We start from the raw sequence: 23,683 nt of genomic DNA on the forward strand, positions 1-23,683 counted from the left end.
TTTATTTGTCTGTTCTATACGCTTCTGCCCTGTAGCGAACGAGTGAACAACTATAGACAGACAAACAAGCAAACAGTCTACACAAACGAACAAAAGCCCTGTGAGCATCACCCTACTAATTATCGTTGTTACGATTGCCATCAGTGTGTGGGCCTGGAACAACCCCGACCTGATGAACCGCTGGATCATGAACCCCTATCAGGTGGCCCGGCGCGGTCAGTACTACCGGTTGCTCACCTCCGGTTTTCTGCACGCCGACTGGGGGCACCTGATTTTCAACATGCTCAGTTTCTATTTTTTCGGGAGCTACATTGAGCAGTTGTTTGCGTTTATGTTCGGCGCATCGTCGGCTATCTGGCTCATTGGGTTTTATCTGGTTGCCATTATCGTGTCTGATCTGCCCACGTTCTTCAAGCACCGTCACAATCCGGGGTATAACTCGTTGGGTGCTTCGGGCGGGGTGTCGGCCATTATTTTCGCGTCGATTCTGTTCCGGCCCCTTACCCCGCTGTATCTGATGTTTATTCCGATTCCGGTGCCGGGCTTTATTTTCGGAATTTTCTATCTGGCCTACTCCTTCTACGAGTCGCGCCGGGGGTATGGCAATGTGAATCACGACGCCCACATTTACGGCGCCCTGTTCGGGATTGTGTTTATGATTGCCGTATTTCCGGGCGTATTGCCTTCGTTTTTTGAGCAGATTTCCAGTTGGCGGCTTTTCTAAACACGTATGTGGTCCGTTTTTCGTCAGCCCTACACCGTACTTGAGCCTCCGGCGGTTCAGATTCGCATTGCCGGGCTGATCGGGCTATTTGTCGGGTTGTTTCTGGTGGTGTTTCAGCCCTTCGGGCTGGCCGAGTGGCAAACTGACTACAAATGGCTGAAGATTTGCGGATTTGGCTTCGTTTCCTTTGTGATTACAGCCATTCATTTTACCCTTTGGCCGACGCTGTTTCCCCGGTTTTTTGCCGAACAACACTGGACCGTCGGGCGGGCCATCGGCTTTGTGTTGCTGAATTTGTTACAGGTAACGTTCGGAAACTTTTTCTATCTGAACCTCTTCGCGAAATTACCTTTTACGTTGGATAACCTGATTTGGGGTGTTTTGGCGACGCTCGGAGTAGGTGTATTTCCGGTTGCGGGTGTTATTGTGGGTGGGTATATTCGTCGGCTACGGACGTACCGAGATTTGGCCGCTCAGTTGCATCCCGTTGGTTTGCCGCCTGATCGGGAAAGCCCCACCGCCGAACAAGCTCCGGCCCAAATGCCCGCGCCTGTGACCCTCATCGCCGAAAATGACAAGGATTCGCTGACCCTCTCGCCCACCGAGTTGCTTCTGATCGAGTCGAGTGATAATTACTGCACAGTTTATTTTCTGAAAGACCGGCGTATGCAAAAGGTTTTGCTCCGAAGTAGCCTGAGCCGGTTGGAGTCGCAACTGATGGAACAGCCCCGGCTGGTGCGTTGCCATCGTTCGTATGTGGTTAATCTGGACCGCGTCGAACGGGTAACGGGGAATGCACAAGGGTACAAACTTCACCTTCTCCAGGGCGAATTGGAAGTACCCGTAGCCCGGCGCTATAACGAGACGCTGGTAGCCGGACTGAAAGGGTAACGCCCGACGGACATTTCTATAAGCTCCCCAGTTTCCAAACGTCCCTGGGGCCTTTGTCAAACGTCCCCAAATTTGCCAAATAGCCCAAAAACTGCCATTGGGCCCTATTTTTCGGCTCGGTTGGAAAGCTCCCTGCACCTTTGCGACAACTAATCGCCAACCAAAGTTGTCATGAAAACGCTTGTTTCTAGTCTGCTCATCACCCACGTCGCTGCCGGAAGTCTCGCCCTGTTGCTGGGGCTTGTGGCTATGCTTGCCCAAAAGGGTAGCCGCCTGCACAACCGGACCGGCCTTGTTTATGTCTGGTGTATGACGTACGTGGCCCTGTCGGCCGTTTTGCTATTTGTTGTGCAGCCGTTCACCCTATTTCGGCTGTTCTTAACCGGCGTTGCCGTCTTTAGTTTTTACCTGAGTACAACCGGTTACCGGGCCATTGTACTGAAACGGGCGGGGCTGAGCCTTACTACGCCCCCCTCCTTCGACCGCTGGCTCACCTACATCACTTTGTTGGTTAGCGTAGGTATGATGGGCTACGGGTTGCAGCTGATTACTGCCGGTACGAGTTCGTTTTTAGCTACTCTGTTTACCTTTTTTGGCGGGGCAACCTTTGTTTTTTCCGGGCAGGATTTCTGGCGTTTCGGGAAACCTACAGCGCGCATGTTTCCATTTTTTCACCACATCGCGCGCATGGCCGGGTCATACATTGCAGCTTTCACCGCGTTTCTGGTGAACAACAATATGCGGTTCCTGCCCACCGACGCTCCGGAGTGGATACCGTTGGCAAGCTGGATTGCTCCCTCCCTTATTGGTGGCATGATGATCGGCCGGACAATAGCCCATTACAAAAAGAAGTTTGCAACCAGAGGGACCAGCGTGGCCGTGTAGGTAGCCCAATAGCTTGATGTATAGGCCATAACCTGAAAACAGAAAACCCGAACAGCGCGCTGTTCGGGTTTCGGCTATATCAAAAATTCGTTAGCGAAGCAAGCTTAAGCGACAACGGCTTCGGCCAGTACCAGCACGCGGTTGCGGAGTACTTCAACTACGCCACCGTCTACAATAAATGTTTGCTGGCCCGATGCTGTCTGAATCGTTACAGGACCCTTTGCCAGCGTGCTAACTAAGGGAGCGTGGTCGTTCAGTACCTGAAACTGCCCCTCAATACCCGGAAACGTTACGGCCGAAGCCTCGCCGGAGAAAACCTTACGGTCGGGGGTAATGATGTCGAGAGTCATATCTGAAAAGTTTACAGTTTACAGTTTACCGTTTGTCGTTGCGCGGAGCGGTCTGAATCGCGTAAGTCCCGGCGGGAAACCGCAACTGTAAACCGTAAACTGTAAACTGACAACTATTTTATTAAGCTGCTTCTTTCAACAGACGCTCGCCTTTGGCAACCGCATCTTCAATGGTACCCACGAGGTTGAAAGCAGCCTCGGGCAGGTGGTCGTACTGACCATCGATGATGGCGTTGAACCCTTTGATCGTATCTTCGATAGGTACGAGTACGCCTTTCAGACCGGTAAATTGCTCGGCCACAAAGAAGGGCTGCGACAGGAAGCGCTGCACCCGGCGGGCACGGCTTACTACCAGCTTATCTTCTTCTGAAAGTTCTTCCAGACCCAGAATGGCGATGATATCCTGCAATTCTTTGTAACGTTGCAGAATCTGCTTCACGCGCTGAGCTGTGTTGTAGTGCTCGTCGCCGAGGATTTCGGCGGTCAGAATCCGCGACGTAGAGTCGAGAGGGTCCACGGCCGGGTAGATACCCAGCTCGGAGATTTTCCGGCTCAATACAGTCGTAGCGTCCAAGTGAGCAAACGTAGTTGCCGGCGCGGGGTCAGTCAAGTCATCGGCAGGTACGTAAACGGCCTGTACCGACGTAATTGAACCACGCTTAGTCGACGTAATACGCTCCTGCATGGCGCCCATTTCGGTGGCCAGCGTGGGCTGGTAACCTACGGCTGAAGGCATCCGGCCCAACAGAGCGGATACTTCCGAACCGGCCTGGGTAAAGCGGAAGATGTTATCGATAAAGAACAAGATGTCGCGACCCTGACCGGTACCGTCGCCATCGCGGAAGTGCTCAGCAATGGTCAGACCCGACAAGGCTACACGGGCGCGGGCTCCGGGAGGCTCGTTCATCTGACCGAAGATAAAGGTAGCCTGGCTTTCCTTCATTTCTTCCAGATCCACTTTGCTCAGATCCCAGCCGCCATTTTCCATGGAGTGCTTGAAATTCTCGCCGTATTTGATGATACCGGCTTCGATCATTTCGCGCAGAAGGTCATTCCCTTCGCGGGTACGCTCACCTACACCAGCAAACACCGACAGACCTGAGTACGCCTTGGCAATGTTGTTGATCAATTCCTGAATCAATACGGTTTTGCCTACACCGGCACCACCGAACAGACCAATTTTACCACCCTTTGCGTAAGGCTCCAGCAGGTCAATTACCTTGATACCTGTAAAGAGAACTTCCGTCGACGTTGCCAGATCCTCAAACTTTGGAGCTGCGCGGTGAATCGAAAGACCACCCGTGCTAACTGGCTGCGGGATACCGTCGATGGCCTGACCTACTACGTTGAACAACCGGCCTTTGATACCATCGCCTGTAGGCATGGTGATCTGACCGCCGAGGTCAACAACAGCCATGCCACGCTGAAGACCTTCGGTTGAGTCCATGGCGATGGTACGCACACGGTCTTCGCCGAGGTGTTGCTGGCATTCAAGAATAACCTTCTGGCCGTTGGCTTTCGTTACTTCGAGGGCATCAAGGATAGCCGGGAGCCGAGAACCTTCGCCCTCAAAGCTCACGTCCACGACCGGACCAATCACCTGAGTGACCTTGCCCGTATTAACTGCCGTTTCCGTAATCATTTGGATATGATGTATGTCTAAAAGAGTGAACCCGGTATTTGGGACTGCAAAATTAGGAGAAAAACCGCGTAAAGTAAAGATGCAACCCTAACTTATTCTTAGATGAAAGTAGAGGATGGGGGTTGAGAATTAGGATTTTGGCGATTTATACGAACAAATCAGGCCTTGAGCGATTTTGTACAAAAGAAAGTTTGCACAAAAGCGATGGGTGCTGAACGAAGCATGATGAACGGGCTCGTGCCTGTTTTTATCGCTTCACGCTCATCACGCATCGCTCACGACTCAACGTTATGCTCCAACAACGCTCAAGCGGCCTGCTGCTGCACATTACCTCATTGCCCTCTCCGCACGGTTTGGGCGATCTGGGCACCGAGGCTTATCGCTTCGTCGATTTTTTGTCGGCTGCCGGACAAACATACTGGCAAATTCTGCCCACTACCCCCGTCGACCCCGGTGCGGGCTTTTCGCCATACAGCAGCCCTTCTGCGTTTGCGGGTAATGTGCTGGTGATTAGTCTCGATAAGCTGGTTGAAGACGGTTTGCTGACCGCCAAAGAGGTACAGTCGGCGGAGCTGCCCCTCAGCAACCGGGCCAATCTCTGGCTGGTGTCGGAGCGTAAAATGCCGTTGCTCCGGCGGGCCGCCGATGTATTTCGGCGAACGGCCAATAATACGCAGCTGGTCGATTACGAGCTTTTTTGCCAGCAGGAAGCCCATTGGCTCAATGACTATGCGTTGTTTACGGCTCTGCAACACGATACCGGCGAGTACTGGTGGGTGCGCTGGACACCCGAACTGGTCCGGCGCGAACCCGAGGCCCTCGCCCACGAACTCGACCGGCTCCGCGACCCGATTGAAGAGATCAAGGTACTTCAGTTTCTGTTTTTCCGGCAATGGAATGCGCTCAGAGACTATTGCTTTGCGCACCGGATTCATATCATTGGCGATATTCCGATCTACGTACAGCACAACAGCCCCGATGTCTGGGCGTTTCAGGACCTGTTTAAACTTGATGATGAGGGGATGCCGACGTTCGTAGCCGGGGCTCCACCCGATATGTTTAGTGAAGAAGGTCAACGCTGGGGCAACCCGGTGTACGATTGGCCGAAACACGAAGAAAGCGGGTTTCAATGGTGGATTCGGCGGTTACGGCATCAGATGAAACTGTACAGCCTTACCCGGCTCGACCATTTCCTGGGCTTTGCGGTGTACTGGGAAATTCCGGCTTCGGAGCCCTCGGCTCGTATTGGTGAGTGGATAAAGGCCCCTATCGACGCCTTTATGGATACCATGTACCGGCAGTTTGGGCATCTGCCCGTTATTGCCGAAGACCTCGGCGAGCGCGCACCCGATGTGCAGCCGCACCTGCGCCATTTCCAGATTCCGGGTATGCGGGTGTTGCAGTTTGGGTTTGGGGCCGACGTAGCCACGTCGACGCACGCTCCGCACAACCACGTAATCAACACGGTGGCTTACACGGGCACGCACGATAACCCCACTACGTCGGGCTGGTGGGCAAATGCTACCCCTGAGGTACGAGCCAATGTAAAAGCGTATCTGGGTATCAGGCCAACGGCCGAAACGGTCACGGTACATCTGAACCGTCTGGCGATGTTGTCGGTAGCGCGTCTGGTTATTTTGCCCTTGCAGGATGCGCTGAACCTGGACGAGTCGCACCGCATGAATACGCCGGGCGTCGCTTCGCCGGGCGTCGCTTCATCCGGCGAAGCGACGCCTGACTCGGGTAGTGGAAACTGGTCGTGGCGATACACGCCGGATCAACTAACCGACCACGTGGCTGAGCAACTCTTAAGGTTGACCCAAATGGCCGGGCGGATATAAAAAGCCGGTTAATGCCAGAGTCTTGTCTGAAAAGTTTACAGTCTACGGTCTACAGTTTGCAGTTGCGCGGAGCGGTCTGAATCGTATGAGTCCCGGCGGAAAATCGCAACTGTAAACCGTAAACTGATAACAATAAACACGGGCGTCAACCAAGTTTAGACAAAGATGCCGCTGCTGCTAACGGGTTATTTGGGCGCAATTTTCATCTGCTCAACGGCCAGCAACTGTTTCATGGTTTTTTCCATGCCTTCGGTTGAGCCATCGAGGAAAATGACATTACCTTTGCCGTTTTCAGCGAAGTGTTTGATGGCTTCGGTCCAGATCGAGAATAAGATGAGCGACGCATCGAGTTCGGCGGCTGTCATCACCTTAGCCGACTCGGCCATCCCCTTGGCTACCTCCTCGCGGAACAAAGCGACCCCCTGCCCCCGTAGTTGAGCGGCTGTTTTCTCGGCCTCGGCCGAAATCTTGATGGCGTTACCCTCGGCTTCGGCGGCTTTGGTCTTCGTAATGAGCAGGGCCTGCCCTTCGTTTTCGGCGGCTGCTTTGAGGTTCGACGACGCAACCACCTGCGCCATGGAACGCATGATGACCTCGTCGAAGGCAATGTCGTTCAGTTGGAGATCGATAAGGTGATAGCCCCAGCTTTCGAGGAGGGTGTCGATCTGTGACTTTACGTGCTCGATAATTTCCGACCGCAGCGCCAGAATTTCAGACTGCCGTTTGGTGGCTACAAAACTACGGATCGATCCCTCGATGGTGCGGGTGAGAGCCTGCATAAACGAGGCCTCGTCGATAAACTTAAAGGCTACGTTTTTGATCGTTTCCTCTTCCTGGTTGAGCACCGAATACACCAGCATGGCCTTGAAATTGACATTGGCCTGATCGGCTGTGATGGCCTGAAACGTCAGTTCGGCCGACCGGTTCTGGATCGAGATGCGCCGGTAGATGACTTCAATGAACGGGATTTTGAAATTCAGGCCGGGCGCCATTACGCGGGCGTATTTGCCAAAAATGGTGATGACCGCCACGGTGCCCTGCCGTACAATAGCTATTGAGAAAAAGGCCAGCACCAGAAGCAGGAGCAAAAGGATAATGAAAAAAGTCATAGCAGAGTTGGTTAAGCGTTACAGCAGACAAGGTACATATTTGGCCGACAACCTGGTATGCGTTGTTGGACAAACGGTTTGGGGCTGTTGTGCCTGGTTTGTAGGGCTGACGTACATAACAGAACAGCGGAGTTTGGTAGGAGTAGAAGTACTCCAACTTAAAAACCCCTATCTTCGTCTATGGCAAAATCGCCCAACTGGACTCGTGAAGAGCTCATTTTAGCCTTCAACCTGTATTTGAAGCTGCCGTTTGGGCAGATGCATAAAGGCAACGCCGAGGTAAAAAAGCTGGCGTCAATTTTAGGCCGACGTACACCGGACTCGGTTGCCATGCGGTTGACCAACTTTGCCAGCGTTGACCCGTACCATCAGCAACGGGGCGTAAAAGGCATGAGTGGAGGCTATAATCAGGTGCAGCCTATCTGGAACGAATTTATCAATAATCAGGAAGAATTGGTTTTTGAGAGTGAGCGAATACTGGCTGATTATCAGGGAAAGACCATCGAAGAAGCACACCCTGACATTGAATTCGACCTAAAAAACCTGAAAGGCGAGGTAAAAGAGCGACTGGTAAAAACGCGTGTGAATCAGAGTGTTTTCCGGCAAATGATTCTGAAAACGTACCAAAGCCAATGTGCCATCTCAGGCATCGATTTGCCCGAACTGCTGGTAGCAGGCCATATTATTCCCTGGGCCGAAAATGAACGGGAACGGTTGAATCCTGAAAACGGCATTTGCCTATCTAACTTGTATGACCGGGCGTACGAAAAGGGCTTGATTTGCATTGATACCGATTACAAGCTGCTTATTTCAAGACAGTTAAAAGAGCATACGTCCAAAAGCTATTATGAAACCATCTTTGGCCGATATGCCGGAAAACAGATCACACTACCTCGCCAATACCGACCGCATAAGGACTTTTTACAAGTTCGATTAGATCGGTTTGTCGGTTGATGGATAAATAGATAAACGCACTAACCCGCTCGCTGTTACGTTTCCTTGGCATGTCGTCGTTGTTCTTCTGGAAAGAGTGGAGCCGTACCTACCGGCTTCCGTACCTCAATAGCTTATTTTTTCTCTCTCTTAGCCTTATTTTGTTCGGCGTGGCCTGGTATCGGGGTGTGGCCAACGTGGTACAGTGGGATGTCCTGAGCGAACTGATCGACCTCCCCACCACCATCCGTACCCTGACCGATGGCTTGTTTGACTATAATGTACCGGGAAAAGCCTATGCCGTGTCGGAGCAGTTTGTGGCCTCGGTGATGCAGGTCCACCCCTGGATGGCGACTACCCTGCTGGGGGCCTTGCTGATCGGTTTTGCGGGCGTACTCAGTGCTGCTACCCGCCTGAGCCGTGTTCCGTTTCTGGCCATTATGACGGCCTTCATTCTGGTACTGGCCGTGTGCCGATTCGAGACGCTCGAAATCCCGGGGCTGGATGGGCAATATGTATTTGGTATTCTGGCGTTTGTGTTGGGCTCGGTAGCCTACTACTTCCACGCGTTCCGGACCGATATTCCGATGCCCGCTCGGTTTGGGGTGTTTGGCCTGTTGCTGATCGGCCTGTTTTTCGGATTGGGTGCTCTTTCGCCCGTACCCCACCCGGCCCTCACGGCGGTGAGTTATGGTATGCCCGCGTTCATGCTTGTGAGCGTAGGGTTTATTCTGTTTATCGCCTTCGAAATAATTGCGGGACTGGTCTGGGTAACGTCGGCCAATCTGGCGCCTGCCGTTGGTAACCCTGAGACCCGGCGGACATTTGGCTTGCGCAATTTTGTCCTGCTCACGAGCCTTTATTTAGTCAACCTGTTGTTGGTGTGGCTCCAAAATACCAAAACCCTGGAGCTGGGCTGGCTCACGGTGAGTCCGTTTCTGATTTACGTGACCTCGCTGCTGCTGGGGGTCTGGGGCTACCGGCGGCAGGTCGAACAACAGGAAGATGTGCCGTTTGCCGAGTCGGGCGCGTTTTTGTACGCGGGGCTGGGGCTTATCGCTACGTCGACCATTGCGTATGCCTTCGCCACCGCCAACGACCCGGTCGTTGAGATGTTCGAAGACGCCATCGTGTACAGTCATTTGGCTATGGGAACGGCGTTTGTGCTGTATGTGCTGTACAATTTCCGACAGCTGTTTGCCAAAGGACTGGCCGTGCACCGGGTGTTGTACAAACCCAAACAAGCGGGCCTGACCGTGTTTCGGCTGGGTGGACTGGTGGTGTTTGGAGCGTTGCTGGGCGGGGCGAATCTGTTTCCGGTTCGGCAGGCGATCACGGGATACTACAACGGGCTGGGCGACTTATACGCGGCTTCGGGGCAGTTGACCTCGGCACAGGCGTTTTACCAGCTGGGGGTTGAGCAAGAGTTTCAGAACCACAAATCGAACTACGCTCTGGCTTCGCTGGCCCTGCGTAACAACGAACCTGGCAAAGCCGCGTTTTTCTTCAATCAGGCGTTGCTCAAACAGCCCAGTCCGCAGGCGTTTGCCGCTCTAAGCAGCACCTATCAGCAAACAAACCTGTTTTTTGAAGCTATCAAAGCCTTACAACGCGGGCTGGGTCAGTTTCCGAAAAGTGGGGAGTTGCAGAATAACCTGGGCTACCTCTACAGCCGCACCAGCATTGCCGACTCAGCGTATTACTACTTTCAGACGGCGGTAGCCAACACCAGTCGCAACGAAGTGCCCGAGGCCAATCTGCTGGGCCTCTACGCCCGCAACCCGCAGGTGCTGGCAACCGACTCAACGCTGGCTCGGCAAACCGACCGGTATACATACGAATCGTACGAAGCCAATGCACTGGCCATCAAGCTGGTGGCCCGTCGCGACACGGCCGGGCTAGCCCCGCCAACCTGGTTGGCCGACGAGCCGCCCGTAGCCGACAGCCTGTTGCTGACCGAAGGCCCCGCCGGGCTTAGCGTAGGCCGATTTGCCAGTTTGTACAACTACGCGCTCGCGTCGGCCCGGCCCGACTCCCTCCTGCTCCAAACCCTGCAACAACGTGGTCGTCAGGTATCCAACCAGGACTTTGCCGACGATCTGCTGCTGGCGCAGGCCATGGTAGCTTACCGAAGCGGGCGGCCCGCCGATACGTTTACGCTGTTGAGTCAGCTGGCCGATGGGAGCCCCCGCACGGCCGAAGGTTACCGCACAGCGCTGGGGCTGTTGCTGATGGACAGCGGCCTGTACCCTAAAGCAAACCAGATGCTGGAGTTGAATACCGACACCCTTTCGATGTACTACCGGGCGCTGACGCTCACCAAAATGGGTGATCTCGTAGCGGCCCAATCGCTTTGGGAAACGGCCGGCCGCAACGATGCCGGGGTTGCCGGGCTAAAGCAGATTCTGTATCAGGAGCGGCCACCGGTGTCGGACCTCGAAAAAGCGTTTTACGTCAGCTACCGCACCGACGACCCCAACCGGGGCCGCTATTGGGAAACCATTCGGAATACCGACCTCAAAACGGTATCGGGAGCAACATTGATTGAAGAATATCTGGCTACGCGTCAGCCATTTTACGCCCAGATGATTCTGAGCCAGATGGGAAAACCGGAGCAACTGAGTCCGTTTGCGCTCTCGCTCGAAAACCTGAGTGCTTTGCGCATCACGGTGTTTCGCAACAAGCTACCCGCTGCCGACTCGATGAGTCGCGGATTTTTTGCCCTACCCCATCAGGCCGAGCGGCAGTTTTTGCTGGGTACCGTGCTGGCGCGTAACCAGAAAACGACGGAAGCTGATCGGGCCTTTGCCGAGGCTCTTAGGCTGGCCCCGCTCGATGCCCAAATCGCGACGGGGGCGGCCCGGTTCTGGCAGCAACAAAAGCAAACCGGCCGGGCGTACCGGGCGGTGGTGGGCGTATTGGATTACAACGCCCGCGAGCCCGAACTCTGGAAAACGTACATCAGTTTGTGCCTCGATCAGCGCCTGACCGACTATGCCGAAGATGCCCTGCCGCAGTTGCAAGGCGCTACCTCTCCTGCCGATTATCAGGCTTTTCTGGCAGACTATCAGCAAAAACTGACGTCAATCGAAAAGCAGCGTCAGGCGTTTTAAGAAAAATGTAGTTTTGGTGACGCAAACCGTACCGACCGCAAGCTACCGTTTGCCGTTTGGCTACCCGACAATCTGTAAACACAAACCGGCATCTTAATCCCCCGACTGCATTCCGAATGAATATCATCGAAACCCGCAATATTGCCAAGCGTTACGTGATGGGCTCAGAGGTCATCGAAGCCCTCAAATCGGTCACGATTGATGTGAAAAAAGGTGAGTACGTAGCCTTCATGGGACCGTCGGGCTCCGGCAAATCCACCCTGATGAATATTGTGGGTTGCTTAGATACCCCAACCTCAGGCTCGTATGTGCTCAACGGGAAAGATGTGAGCAATATGAGCGAGAACGAGTTGGCCGAGGTGCGGAATCAGGAAATCGGGTTTGTGTTCCAGACGTTCAACCTCTTGCCCCGCCAAACCTCGCTCGAAAACGTGGCTCTACCGCTTATTTACGCGGGTTATACCAAGTCGCAGCGAATCGAAAAGGCGATGCTGGCTTTGAAAAACGTAGGCCTCGAAAACCGGGCGGGGCACCGACCCAATGAACTCTCGGGCGGGCAGCGGCAACGGGTTGCTGTGGCGCGGGCACTGGTCAACGACCCCAGTATTTTGCTGGCCGACGAACCAACGGGTAACCTCGACACCAAAACGTCGTACGAGATCATGGACTTGTTCGATCAGATTCACAGCAAGGGCAATACCGTAATCATGGTAACGCACGAAGAAGACATTGCTGAATACGCCCACCGGATTGTGCGGCTCCGCGATGGTCTAGTCGAAAGCGATCGTGCCAACGAACATGTCCGTAAGGCCCGTTCGTTTATGGGAGCCTGACCCGGCGCGCCGGTTTTGGTGCAAGACCCAGCAGCCTAAAATCTGTGTGGCTAATCTGTACGTAGATAATTCAGTACTGAACAAATGTCCAGTACTGCACGTGGATCACACAAAAGGGTAGGCCGAATGGTTACCCAAAAGCCCGGCCCGGCCGCTGCTGACAAACTATGCATCGCCAAACAATAGCAAAATCGATTCGTACCGGCCTCGGCATTTCGGCCCGTAGCCTTTCGACCCTACTGCGGCTTTGCGCCGTATGGGTTCTCTTTTCGTATACTACTATGGAACCTTCGGCCCCTCATACCTTCTCGATACTGTCGCTCGGCGACTCGTACACCATTGGCGAGAGTGTTGCCCCAAAAGACCGCTGGAGCGTGCAGTTGGCCGGGATGCTCCGTAATCAGGGCGTTGATGTGGCCGATCCCGACATTATTGCCCGCACGGGCTGGACAACCGATGAACTTCAGGCCGCTATCCGGGCATCGGGTAATACCAAAACATACGATTACGTGTCCCTGCTGATCGGAGTAAACAATCAGTATCGGGGGCAGAGTCTGGAAAAGTATCGGACGGAGTTTCGGCAACTACTCCAAACCGCCATGACGTTTGCCAAGGGGAATCCGGGACGTGTGTTTGTCTTGTCGATTCCTGACTGGGGCCGCTCGGCTTTCGCCCGGGGCCGCGACCGGGAGCAGATCGCCCGAGAAATTGACGCGTTCAATGCTGTGGCCAAAGACGAGTGTAGCAAAGTCGGGATCGTATTTATCGACATCACGCCCGTTTCGCGCGCGGCCGAGGGCGACGCGAGTCAGTTTGCCGATGATGGCCTGCATTATTCCGGCAAGCACATGAAAGGGTGGGCCGAACTGGCATTGCCCGTTGTGAAGAGCCTGAAATAGAGTTTTTAGTTTTTGGTTTTTGGCGGCCGGCGCTCCGGTTTCGGGTTCAGCCGGTAACCGGAACAACAAACCGGAACGCCGGCCGCCAAAAACCAAAAACGATAAACAATAAACTATTCTTCACTGCCGAATAAGCCGATAAACCGGATAACTCAGCGCAACAAAAAGCAGGGCGTACATGCTGCCGGTAGGGTCGCCGAAGACCGCCCCCACCAGAAACAGAATCGAAACCACGAGCAGAGTCCAGGTGCTGAAGGGGTAGCCCCACGCTTTAACCGGCCGAGACAGCTCAGGCTCGGTTTTTCGCAGGCGAATGAGCGACGCAAACCCGGCCGCGTAACACGTCACGAAGAAAAACGTGGCAATGTCCGACAGCTTGGCGTAGGTATTGGTCAGAATCATCAGCACCGACATTGCGGCCGTCAGAATCATCGCCAAACCCGGTGTACCGCCCGCATTGACCGACACAAAGGACTTGAAAAACAGGCCGTCGCGTGCCATTGCAAAAATGACCCGTGGGTTAAACATGATCTGGGCGTTGATAATCCCCATGATCGAAATCATCAGCAAAAACGTCACAACCTGCGCACTACCCGGCCCGAACAACAGTTGAATAGCATCGGCTGCGGGCAGTTTCGAGTTGGCTAATTGCTCCATCGGGAGTACGTGCAACAGGGCGAGATTGACCAGCAAATAGATACCGATAATGAGCAACACCCCGCTGATCATAGACCGGGGCAGGTTTTGGTTAGGGTTTACGTCTTCTTCGGCAAAATACGCAGCCGTATGCCAGCCGTCGTACGTGTAAAAAACGGCTTGTAGGGCCGCGAGTAACCCTACCCAAACGCCTTGTTGCGCCAGCGGTTGCACGGTTACTGGCCCGGCGACGCCGGCACTCTCGGGCGTGAAGGCAAAGCAGGCTACCACAAACAAGAGCAGGCCAACTGCCTTGAAAAAGCTCATAATCTCCTGCGCCCGGCTGGCCACGCCCACGCCAATCCAGTGAAAGCCGACAAACAATGCGAGAATCCCGATGGCTACCGGCTTGAGCGAACCCGCCAGGCTCGGCACCAGCAGGCCGATGTACTCGCTCATGACTGAAGCCCCAAACGCCATCGCCGAAATACTCCCCAACCAACTGCTAATGCCAATCACAAACCCAACATAATCGCCAAAGGCCCGGCGGGCATACACATACCAGGCCCCGGCTTTGGGCAGCATAGTGCCCAGCTCGATGACCGATAGCGACCCCACCAGCGCGTACACGCCAACGAGTAGCCAAACGGCAATAATGAGCGTTGGGTCGCCTAGTTGCTGTGCAATGGGGCCGGGTTTGCGTAAAATACCGGTGCCAATGGTGCCGCCGATGGTCACGGCGATACCGAAGCCAACACCCAGCAGTTTAAGAAGAGAAGTCCGTTTGGTCATGAAAAGGGCAGGAGGTAAAGGTTTCTGGTTTGTAGTTTTTGGTTTTTAGTCCGTTGACTTTGAGTTTTTTAGGGCGTTTAGGGGGCAGTTCAGTACTGGACATTAGATGTTGGACATTAGACGTTAGACCTGCCTACAGAATGGTAGTAGGTCTAATGTCTAATGTCTGAAGTCCGAGTGTCCAGTACTGAAGCTAAAAACCATAAACCACAAACTAATTAAGGCTTGAGCACCACTTTCATCAGCCCTTTTTCGTGGCTGTAGAGTCGGTCGAACCAGGCCGCGCCCTCGCTCAGGGGAACTTCGGCGCTCAGAATAGCCCCCACATCAATCTTACCCGATGAGATAAGGGCCAGCGAGGCTTCGTATTCACCGTTGATGGCGCACGAACCCTGTAAGCGCAACTGTTCGGTTACAATTTTCTGCATCGGAATCTCAACCGTTGGGGTCAGGTTGCCTACCAGCGTAATGGTAGCCCCTTTCCGAACACAGGCAATGGCGGTGTTGATGGTGGCATTGGCCCCGACCACCTCAAAGGCCACGTCGGCCCCGCGCCCGTGTGTGAGTTGTTTTACCCTGGCGGCCAGGTCGGTTTCGGTACGGGCGTTGAACGTATGGGTAGCCCCAAGCTTGAGCGCCAGCGCCAGCCGGTCGTCGTCGAGGTCAATAGCGATGATGGGCGCTGCACCGGCCAGTTTGAGGGCCTGAATCACAAATAAACCAATCATACCCGCACCTACCACCACGGCAGAGTCGTTCAGTTGCAAAGGCGTAAGGCTGAGCGCGTGCAGGGCTACCGCCACCGGTTCTACCATGGCTGCCTGCGTAAACGTGACGTTGTCGGGAATGCGGTACATGATGTGTTGCGGCACCGTCACGAACTCGGCGAAGGCTCCATGCCGCCGGAAGTTCGGCGTTGATACGCCCACTACTTCGCGGTCGTCGCTGAGGTTGTACATACCCCGTCGGCTGTACCAGTCATCCAGCTTGTACACCGTTGAGTCGAACGTAACCCGGTCGCCCACGGCCCATTCGTGGACATCAGGGCCCAGTTCAGCAATAATGCCCGAAGCTTCATGCCCCATGATAATCGGGGGCATGCGCCGGCCGCTGCTGCCGTCCATCCCATGCACGTCGGAGCCGCAGATACCCACGGCCTGTACCCGAATCAACACCTCGCCCGGTCCGGGTTTGGGTACGGGCATTTCCTGATAATCGAGTTGCTTGTATTGGTTTAAAACGAGTGCTTTCATGGCTAAGGGGGAAAAGTGAAAGAGCGAAAGAGCGTTTCACTCTTTCACTCTTTCGCTCATTGGTTTCTGGTATATAAAAATGAATGCTTCTTTCGGGACTTGCCCAAACTCACCGGCGGTCAGGTGCGGATTTATTTCGTAGGTCACTACCTCGTCCATCTCATTGGGGTTTTCGCCGAACAACTCGCGCGCCAGGGCCGGGGTGTACTGCTTTTTTACCCAGATGAGCCGCTGCTCAGGCGTTTTACCCCAGGCTTTATGGTCGCCCAGCACAAGCTGAATCTTGTGCCAGTCGCCGTAAAAATACTCCTGCAACAACGGGATAATAGTATCCCGGAACACAATCGCTAGGGTATCGAGCGAGTCGACACCCATCAGGTACGCATGACCAATCTGATGGTCGCGGTCGTAAAGGTATTCGATGCGCTCGTTGAGGGTTCGCAGCAGGGCCGCCAAATCGACTCCGTCGACCGTACCCAGCAGGGCAGGGTTGGGCAACACCTCCCGGAAGCTAAACCGTCGGCGTAAGGCTAGGTCGAGTAGGGCAATAGAGCGGTCGGCGGTGTTCATCGACCCCACAATGTACAGGTTGGCAGGCACCCCAAAGCGCTCCTGCGAGTAGGGCAGGGTGAGCCAGAGTTCCTGTTCATGCCCAAGTCGTTTGCCCTCTTCCAGCAGGGTAATCAGCTCGCCCAGTACCCCGGCAATATTGGCCCGGTTTATCTCGTCGATGAGCAACACGTGCGGAGGTGCCTCCCGGAATCGCCGTTGCCGGTTGGCGGGGGTATCGTTCAGGCAGTCGGCCATGGTTGCGTAGCCCGCCAGTTGCAGAGCGGTGAGGCAGGCCCGGTGAAAAATACCTTTACGGACTCGGTAGGCTACCTGTCCCTGAAGCGTTTCGGGCCGAATCCCCTCCACAAACTCTTCGTAGCTGTACGAGGCATGAAACGTAACAAAATCGGCCCGTTGCCGGGTGGCGGTGGCGGTATGCAGCCAGTTGTGCTGTAACGAAAAGGTTTTCCCCGTACCCGGTGGGCCGTACAGAATAAGGTTACGCGGCTGATTGAGGGGCTGAACGGGCTCGGTCGGCTCCTCGGTTCCGTAGCCGACGGTGGTTTCTTCAACCCGATTGTCGAGTTCGGGCAGGCCGGCCAGTTGCCGGATCGCGTTGAACTGCTCGGGCGTCAGCTCCCAATTGGTCATGCCCTGCGGATTTTCAAAAATCCGCAACGGAGCCAGCAGCGGATGCTCACGTAACTGCGCCCGGCCAACGGGGTTGTCGAGCAGTTTTTCGTCGAACAGATACTCAACGGCCAGTCGCTCACCCGTAAACCGGTCGGGCGAGCGTACGTACGCCGATGGCGACTCGGCCGCGCGAACCGTTGGGTCAGACGTGACGGTGCCAAACGCGTAGATACCGCTCTGCGCCCCCGATACCAGCACAGCAAACCGGTCGCCCGAGCGCATCAGGGCTTTGTTGACCTGACTCACCCGAAACGTGCCGCCCAGCTCGCCTGCTATTTCAGCGGCCATATCGTAATATTTGGGGTACGCATGAAACACCCAATACCGAACGGGACCGGCGTTTTGCCCGTACCGAAACGTTTGGTTCAGCAGGCTTTCCCGAACGGCATCGTCCTCGGCCATGTCGTACAGGGCCGGGTTGTGCACGGCTTTGTGCGGCCCCCGGCGGGCGGTTTCGGTTAGTTCGACGAGGCAGTCCTGCCAGCAACGTTGCAGGGCAATATTTTGCAGGAGATGCCCGTCCGACTCACCCAGCACGGCATAGGCATACGGCGAATTGTCGGAAAGCGGGATAAACGAAACCTCTTCAGCTTCGATCCGGTCCTGACATTCTCGTTTAATAAGCAGCCGAAACTCAGCCTCGCTGTTGCGGGCGCGCAGCAGGCGCAGAGCCGGAAAAAAATTGATGTTGGCCGTCAGGTCATTGTCGCGCCCAACCACAAACGCGAGCCGGGCATCGCCATTGGGCAGGTTGACCACATCGATCAGTTCTTTCAACAGGCCGAAAAACCGTCGGATAGCTTCGGGCTGCCCAATGGCCCGCATGCGGTCGGTCAGAAGTTGCTGGTGGTCTTCGGCAATCATGCAAGGAGTAGACTCAGGATGGCTAAAATACGACTTTTTCGCCGGAATCTATTGATTGCACCCGCCGAAGGCTGTAGATTTAGGCTGATAAAACCAACGCCGGTTTGTCGGTCAGCCCCTTCGTTTAAGGGCTTTTCTGCACAGGTCGGCCAACTACCCGAACTGCTCGTTGTGATGACCTGCCGCCTTTCTCTACTAACGATTTTTTGCCTTTTGCTGTGGGTTGGATGTACAGACAAGCCCAACCCGGCACCGGTTAGGTGCGCTGTAGTGAGTGTGGCCGATCAGCTCGACGCGGGTGGCCGCCTGACCGATCAGATGCTGCGGTCGTTTACCTACACGGCTGGGCAACTTACTCAACTCGCCGAACGCAATACCGACCGCCAACTGGCTCTGACGGTTGAATACGGGGCCAACGGGCAGTTGCTGCGGGCATCGACGGGTAGTTTTACGATTGCGTTTGATTACACGTCGGGGCAGGCGTTTCCCAGTCGCGCTACGTCTATTCAGGGAGGGAATCCGCAGGCGGTTTATGACCTGGCCTACTCGGCCAATAACAAACTGGCGCGGGTGTTTGAAAATCGGCAGGTGTTGGCCCCCAACTCGCTTGTACGCTCGCGGGAGTACCTGTTTACCTACGATGATAACGGTAATATGATCACCGAAAAACTGAAATCAACGCTGAACGATAGATCAACCGTTGAGCAGGAAACCGATTTTACTTATGGCACTGGTATGGGGCCCATGGCCAACTTTTCCCAGCCCGTGCTGCTCACGGTGGCTTCGCTGAGCCAATACGTCGAAACCATGCCAGGGCAATTCTGGCAGCAGCGGATCTTGAAAGAGTACAAGACTTACAATGCCCGAAACGGCGTGCGGAGTGCCGTGCGCGAAACCGCCACGTTTACGCCCGCCCTCGACGGTGATAACCGCCTGATTGGGCAGGAGCAAAATACGGTAAGCACGACCAGCAGTGGTCAGACGTTTACGCGTCGAAACAAACTGACCTTCGCGTATCAATGTCAGTAGGCAGATTTAAGCCAGGGCATCGTACAAAATCTCGGCGGGGTGTTGTGCTTTACGGCCCGTTCCGTCTTTGATCTGATGGCGGCACGATGTTCCCGGTGCGGCAATGAGCACATCGTCGGCTGAGGCCCGAACCGCCGGAAAAAGCACCAACTCTCCAATCTGCATCGATAGCTCGAAATGCTCGGCTTCGTAACCAAACGACCCCGCCATACCGCAACAGCCCGATGGAATCAGTTGCGTACTGTAGTTTTTGGGCAGCGACAGAATTTTACGGACCGGCACCAGACTCGATAGGGCTTTTTGGTGACAGTGGCCGTGAATCTTCACCATTCGGGTATCGGTTCGGAACTGCTCAGGGCGCACCCGTTTGGCGTCGGCTTCGCGGGCCAGCCACTCCTCAAACAGATATGTGTGTTGGGCAATCCGTTGGGCGTCGGCTTTCAGTTCAGACGGTACCAGGTCGGGGTATTCGTCGCGGAAGGTCAGAATAGCCGACGGTTCGAGGCCCACAAGGGGCGTTTGCTCCGAAACCGAGTCGCGCAACAGAGTCACATTCCGAATGGCAAGTTTACGGGCGTCGTCGACTAAGCCTTTGGACAGATACGTTCGGCCACTTTCGGCCGTTTTGGGTATCTGCACGGTGTAGCCCAACCGTTCGAGTAGCTTCACGGCTTTCTGCCCAACTTCCACATCGTTGAAATCGGTAAACTCGTCAATATAGAGCAGGATAGAAGGGTTACCGGCGTCCGTTTTCTGGCGCTCGCTTTGGCTCCACTTCTTTACGGTTTGGCCCGCCAGCCGGGGCATGGTACGGTCGGGGTGGAAACCCACGAGCCGGTTAGCGAGTCGGCGGAGGGCGGGTCTGTCGTAAATGGCATTGTACGCCCAGGGGGCCAGGCTCGCCAGCGACATCAGCCGGGTGAAGTTGCCCACCAGCCGGGCCCGCAGCGGCACTCCCTTTTGGTGATACTGCTGCTGGGTAAACTCGGCCTTCATCCGGGCCATATCCACGCTGCTGGGGCACTCGGCCTTACAGGCTTTGCACGACAGGCAGAGGTCGAGTACTTCCTTAACTTCCTCAAAATCATGTGCCGACGGTTGCTGGGTGTCGGTGTAAAAATGCCGCAACATGTTGGCGCGGGCCCGTGTGGTGTCGCGCTCGCGCCGGGTAGCCATGTAGCTGGGGCACATAGTACCGCCCGAAAGGTGCGTTTTGCGGCAATCGCCCGAACCGGAGCATTTTTCAGCCAGCTCGAGTAGGCCCCCATCGCGCGAGAAATCAAACACTGTAGCGGGCTGCGGCACAACCCGGTCGGCCTCGTACCGCAGAAAGGCGTTCATCGGGGGCGTATCGACTACTTTGCCGGGGTTAAAAATACCCGCTGGGTCCCACAGGTTTTTGAGGGCGCGACAGAGTTCATAATTGGCCTCGCCGAGCATAAACGGAATAAACTCACCCCGGAGCCGCCCATCGCCGTGTTCGCCCGAAAGGGCTCCGCCGTACTTTTTGACTAATGCGGCCGTATCGGCCAATAACGCCCGGAATTTGGCCTGCCCTTCGCTCGATTTGAGGTTAATCAGGGGCAAAACATGCAGCTCGCCCGCTCCCGCATGGGCCGAGTATTCGAGGGTGAGGCCGTGTTTTTCGAGGGCCATCCGGTCCAGCTCGTCAATGTAGTCGGGCAGGTCGACGGGGTCAACGGCGCAGTCTTCGATCACGTTCGCGGGTTTGTCGTCGCCCGGAATGTTGTACATGATACTCAGCCCCGCCTTGCGCAAAGCCCAGGGTTTCAGGGTTTCGTCGCCTTCCAGAATCGGGTAGGCATACCCCATGTTCCGGGCGCGGAGATCGGCCACGAAGGCTTCGGCCCGGCTTCGGGCGCTCTGAAGGGCATCGGCAAAAAACTCAACCATCAACACTGCCTTGGGGTCGCCCTCTACCGGATGGGGTTCCACAAATGCGCGGTTTTTGGTTTGCTCGATGTTTGTTTTGGTCAGTTGCAGAATGTAGTCGTCGACCAGCTCCGAGGCCGCACAGTGGTGCTCAAGAGCGACCAAATTGGCTTCCAGCGACTGACGTAATGTGGTAAAGTGCCCACATACCAGGGCCACGTCGCTCGGCGGCACCGGCAGCAAATTCAACCGGGCTTCGGTAATCAGGCACAGCGTTCCTTCCGATCCGGCAATGAGGTTGGCAAAATTGAACGTTGCCGTTGCCGGAGCTGATGGCTCGAAAAAGGGTACCAGTTCATCAACGGCGTAACCCGTATTCCGGCGTTTTACGGTTGGTTTGGGGTAGCCGTCTTTAATATTCTGAATAATGACCGGGTCCGACAGCCAGGTCTTAAACTGCTGATATAGTTTCTGTTCGAGGGGACTGGCTACGTTTTCGCCCCGGCATTTGGCCTCGTACTGCGCGCGGGTGAGCGTGCCGAAGGTCACCTCGGTGCCGTCGCTCAGGATAGAACGCACCTCAAGTAGATGATCGCGGGTGGTGCCCCAGATAATGGAGTGCAGGCCGCAGGAGTTGTTGCCAATCATGCCGCCAACCATAGCCCGGCTGGCGGTGGAGGTTTCGGGACCAAACAAAAGACCGTGCGGCTTCAGAAACTTGTTCAAGTCGTCACGGATGACGCCCGGTCGCACCCGCACCCAACGCTCAGTAGGGTTCAGCTCCAGAATCTGACCAAAATATTTCGAGATGTCGACTACAATGCCACTACCCACTACCTGCCCCGCCAGCGACGTACCGGCCGCCCGCGGAATAAGCCCGACCGGTGCGCCCGGTTGGCTGTGTTCACGCGCAAACCGAACCAGCCGCTTCAAATCCTCTACCGATTTAGGCAAGGCGACTGCTATGGGCATTTCCTGATACACGGAGGCATCGGTCGCGTAGAGTTTGCGCTGAGCGGTATGCTCGGGCGAGGCATCGAAATACAAATCGCCTTCAAATGATTCGCGGAGCTGGGCAAAGGGTAAGTTGGGGGCAATGAAGAACATAGCACGGGGTGGTCAAATCCGGCGTAAAGATACGATGTGCAGGGCGGGTTTTATGAAACAAAAAAGCGCGACCCCGTTTCCGGGGCCGCGCCTATTTCCGTAGAAACGCAACCTGTTGCGTCTCATATCCGGTAGGTTGTATCCGTCAGTTTTCTTCAGGCATGGCAAAAGAATGGCTGACGCATGTGAGACGCAAAATTTTGCGTCTCTGCGGGTCTTAATACCGGTACATTTCGGCTTTGAAGGGACCTTCAACCTGAACACCGATGTAGTCGGCCTGCTCCTGCTCCAGTGGCTCCAGCCGGGCACCCACGTGGGCGAGGTGCAAAGCTGCTACCTTCTCATCGAGTTTCTTCGGGAGTACATACACCTTGTTCTCGTACTTGTCTGAGTTTGCCCACAGTTCGAGCTGCGCCAGCGTTTGGTTCGAGAACGAGCACGACATCACAAATGAGGGGTGACCCATCGCGCAACCCAGGTTTACCAGACGGCCTTCGGCCAGTACGATAATCTCCTTGCCGTCGATCTCGTACATGTCAACCTGTGGTTTGATTTGGCTCTTCGTATGGCCGTAGTTGTCATTGAGCCACGCCATGTCGATTTCGTTGTCGAAGTGGCCGATGTTACAAACGATTGATTTGTCGCGCATAGCCCGGAAGTGACGGTCTTTGATGATCCGAACGTTGCCCGTAGCTGTTACGAAGATGTTGGCGCGGGTTACGGCCTCATCCATCGGAACTACTTCGTACCCGTCCATAGCGGCCTGCAGGGCGCAGATGGGGTCGATTTCGGTCACCAGTACCCGGCAACCGGCACCGCGCAGCGACTCGGCCGAACCTTTGCCTACATCACCATAGCCAGCTACAACGGCTACTTTACCAGCCAGCATAAGGTCGGTAGCCCGGCGGATCGCGTCGACGAGCGACTCGCGGCAACCGTATTTGTTATCGAACTTCGACTTCGTTACCGAGTCGTTTACGTTGATGGCGGGCAGGTGCAGCGTGCCATTTTTCATCCGCTCGTACAGGCGGTGAACCCCCGTGGTAGTTTCTTCTGACAGACCCTTGATGCCCGAAATCAGCTCAGGATACACGTCGAATACCATGTTGGTGAGGTCGCCACCGTCGTCCAGAATCATGTTGAGGGGCTTGCGCTCTTCGCCGAAGAACAGCGTTTGCTCAATGCACCAGTTGAATTCTTCTTCGTTCATGCCTTTCCAGGCGTACACGGGAATACCCGCAGCCGCAATGGCAGCCGCAGCGTGATCCTGCGTAGAGAAGATATTGCATGACGACCAGGTTACGTCGGCACCGAGTTCAACGAGGGTTTCGATCAGTACGGCGGTTTGGATAGTCATGTGGAGGCAACCCGCAATACGGGCACCGGCCAATGGCTTGGTTGGGCCAAACTCCTGCCGAAGCGCCATCAGGCCGGGCATTTCAGCCTCAGCCAGTTTGATTTCTTTGCGGCCCCACTCGGCCAGCGCGATGTCCTTTACTTTGTAAGGAACGTAAGCGGATGTTTGCGTTGACATTCTCCGAACTTGTTTGTTTTTCCGGTTGGTAATCAGTACCCAACAGGCGCGGTTTCTAAATAAAGTGCAAAATTACACAATGGTTGGCAAACTACCTTTATTTATCGCCG

General features: G+C 55.1%; 17 protein-coding genes. 9 read left to right on the forward strand and 8 right to left on the reverse strand.

Going from position 1 to position 23,683, the window contains the following annotated elements:
* The first annotated feature begins 100 nt into the window (after window positions 1–100).
* The 3 genes from RUDLU_RS0113530 to RUDLU_RS0113540 all read left to right on the forward strand — a co-directional run bounded on the left by RUDLU_RS0113530 (window position 101) and on the right by RUDLU_RS0113540 (window position 2,500).
* Window positions 101–724, forward strand: coding sequence for a rhomboid family intramembrane serine protease (locus RUDLU_RS0113530; protein WP_019988922.1), 624 nt, complete (start codon window positions 101–103; stop codon window positions 722–724).
* A 6-nt stretch (window positions 725–730) separates the two neighbouring features.
* Window positions 731–1,615: a LytR/AlgR family response regulator transcription factor gene (locus tag RUDLU_RS0113535; RefSeq protein ID WP_019988923.1), complete on the forward strand. Its 885-nt coding sequence runs from the start codon at window positions 731–733 to the stop codon at window positions 1,613–1,615.
* 171 nt (window positions 1,616–1,786) lie between these two features.
* Complete coding sequence (locus RUDLU_RS0113540; RefSeq protein ID WP_019988924.1) at window positions 1,787–2,500, forward strand: hypothetical protein; 714 nt, start codon at window positions 1,787–1,789, stop codon at window positions 2,498–2,500.
* A gap of 104 nt (window positions 2,501–2,604) precedes the next feature.
* Here the strand turns inward: RUDLU_RS0113540 and atpC are convergent, their stop codons facing one another.
* Together atpC and atpD are read right to left on the reverse strand one after the other, a co-directional pair.
* Entirely contained in the window at window positions 2,605–2,850 is a 246-nt protein-coding gene (gene atpC, locus RUDLU_RS0113545) for an ATP synthase F1 subunit epsilon (RefSeq protein WP_019988925.1), read from the reverse strand.
* A 121-nt stretch (window positions 2,851–2,971) separates the two neighbouring features.
* Complete coding sequence (atpD, locus tag RUDLU_RS0113550) at window positions 2,972–4,492, reverse strand: F0F1 ATP synthase subunit beta (RefSeq protein WP_019988926.1); 1,521 nt, start codon at window positions 4,490–4,492, stop codon at window positions 2,972–2,974.
* A gap of 290 nt (window positions 4,493–4,782) precedes the next feature.
* On the opposite strand from atpD, the gene malQ reads away from it, so the two are divergent.
* On the forward strand, window positions 4,783–6,333 hold the full coding sequence (gene malQ / locus RUDLU_RS0113555; RefSeq protein ID WP_019988927.1) for a 4-alpha-glucanotransferase: 1,551 nt from the start codon (window positions 4,783–4,785) through the stop codon (window positions 6,331–6,333).
* Between the two features lie 185 nt (window positions 6,334–6,518).
* On the opposite strand, the gene RUDLU_RS0113560 is transcribed toward malQ, so the two are convergent.
* Window positions 6,519–7,442, reverse strand: coding sequence for an SPFH domain-containing protein (locus RUDLU_RS0113560; RefSeq protein WP_019988928.1), 924 nt, complete (start codon window positions 7,440–7,442; stop codon window positions 6,519–6,521).
* 180 nt (window positions 7,443–7,622) lie between these two features.
* On the opposite strand from RUDLU_RS0113560, the gene RUDLU_RS0113565 reads away from it, so the two are divergent.
* From RUDLU_RS0113565 to RUDLU_RS0113580, 4 genes are all read left to right on the forward strand, one after another.
* On the forward strand, window positions 7,623–8,396 hold the full coding sequence (locus RUDLU_RS0113565; RefSeq protein WP_019988929.1) for an HNH endonuclease: 774 nt from the start codon (window positions 7,623–7,625) through the stop codon (window positions 8,394–8,396).
* A 50-nt stretch (window positions 8,397–8,446) separates the two neighbouring features.
* The gene (locus RUDLU_RS0113570; protein ID WP_019988930.1) at window positions 8,447–11,488 is read left to right on the forward strand and encodes a tetratricopeptide repeat protein; all 3,042 of its coding nucleotides are present in this window, start codon (window positions 8,447–8,449) and stop codon (window positions 11,486–11,488) included.
* Between the two features lie 116 nt (window positions 11,489–11,604).
* A complete protein-coding gene (locus RUDLU_RS0113575; protein WP_019988931.1) occupies window positions 11,605–12,321 on the forward strand; it encodes an ABC transporter ATP-binding protein in 717 nt (238 codons plus the stop codon).
* A 167-nt stretch (window positions 12,322–12,488) separates the two neighbouring features.
* The gene (locus RUDLU_RS0113580; RefSeq protein WP_019988932.1) at window positions 12,489–13,220 is read left to right on the forward strand and encodes an SGNH/GDSL hydrolase family protein; all 732 of its coding nucleotides are present in this window, start codon (window positions 12,489–12,491) and stop codon (window positions 13,218–13,220) included.
* Between the two features lie 120 nt (window positions 13,221–13,340).
* Here RUDLU_RS0113580 and RUDLU_RS0113590 read toward each other — a convergent pair whose 3' ends face one another.
* The 3 genes from RUDLU_RS0113590 to RUDLU_RS28780 form a co-directional block, all read right to left on the reverse strand.
* Complete coding sequence (locus RUDLU_RS0113590; protein ID WP_019988934.1) at window positions 13,341–14,648, reverse strand: APC family permease; 1,308 nt, start codon at window positions 14,646–14,648, stop codon at window positions 13,341–13,343.
* 218 nt (window positions 14,649–14,866) lie between these two features.
* Window positions 14,867–15,901, reverse strand: a complete 1,035-nt coding sequence (locus RUDLU_RS0113595; RefSeq protein WP_019988935.1) for a galactitol-1-phosphate 5-dehydrogenase — start codon at window positions 15,899–15,901, stop codon at window positions 14,867–14,869.
* A 36-nt stretch (window positions 15,902–15,937) separates the two neighbouring features.
* A complete protein-coding gene (locus tag RUDLU_RS28780; protein WP_019988936.1) occupies window positions 15,938–18,010 on the reverse strand; it encodes an McrB family protein in 2,073 nt (690 codons plus the stop codon).
* Between the two features lie 213 nt (window positions 18,011–18,223).
* On the opposite strand from RUDLU_RS28780, the gene RUDLU_RS0113605 reads away from it, so the two are divergent.
* A complete protein-coding gene (locus tag RUDLU_RS0113605) occupies window positions 18,224–19,039 on the forward strand; it encodes a hypothetical protein (RefSeq protein ID WP_157580200.1) in 816 nt (271 codons plus the stop codon).
* A gap of 6 nt (window positions 19,040–19,045) precedes the next feature.
* Here RUDLU_RS0113605 and RUDLU_RS0113610 read toward each other — a convergent pair whose 3' ends face one another.
* A complete protein-coding gene (locus tag RUDLU_RS0113610) occupies window positions 19,046–22,039 on the reverse strand; it encodes an FAD-binding and (Fe-S)-binding domain-containing protein (protein WP_019988938.1) in 2,994 nt (997 codons plus the stop codon).
* A gap of 217 nt (window positions 22,040–22,256) precedes the next feature.
* Window positions 22,257–23,573, reverse strand: coding sequence for an adenosylhomocysteinase (ahcY, locus tag RUDLU_RS0113615; RefSeq protein WP_019988939.1), 1,317 nt, complete (start codon window positions 23,571–23,573; stop codon window positions 22,257–22,259).
* Window positions 23,574–23,683 lie beyond the last annotated feature (110 nt).

It is taken from the genome of Rudanella lutea DSM 19387 (assembly GCF_000383955.1).
Taxonomy (GTDB): Bacteria; Bacteroidota; Bacteroidia; order Cytophagales; family Spirosomataceae; genus Rudanella; species Rudanella lutea.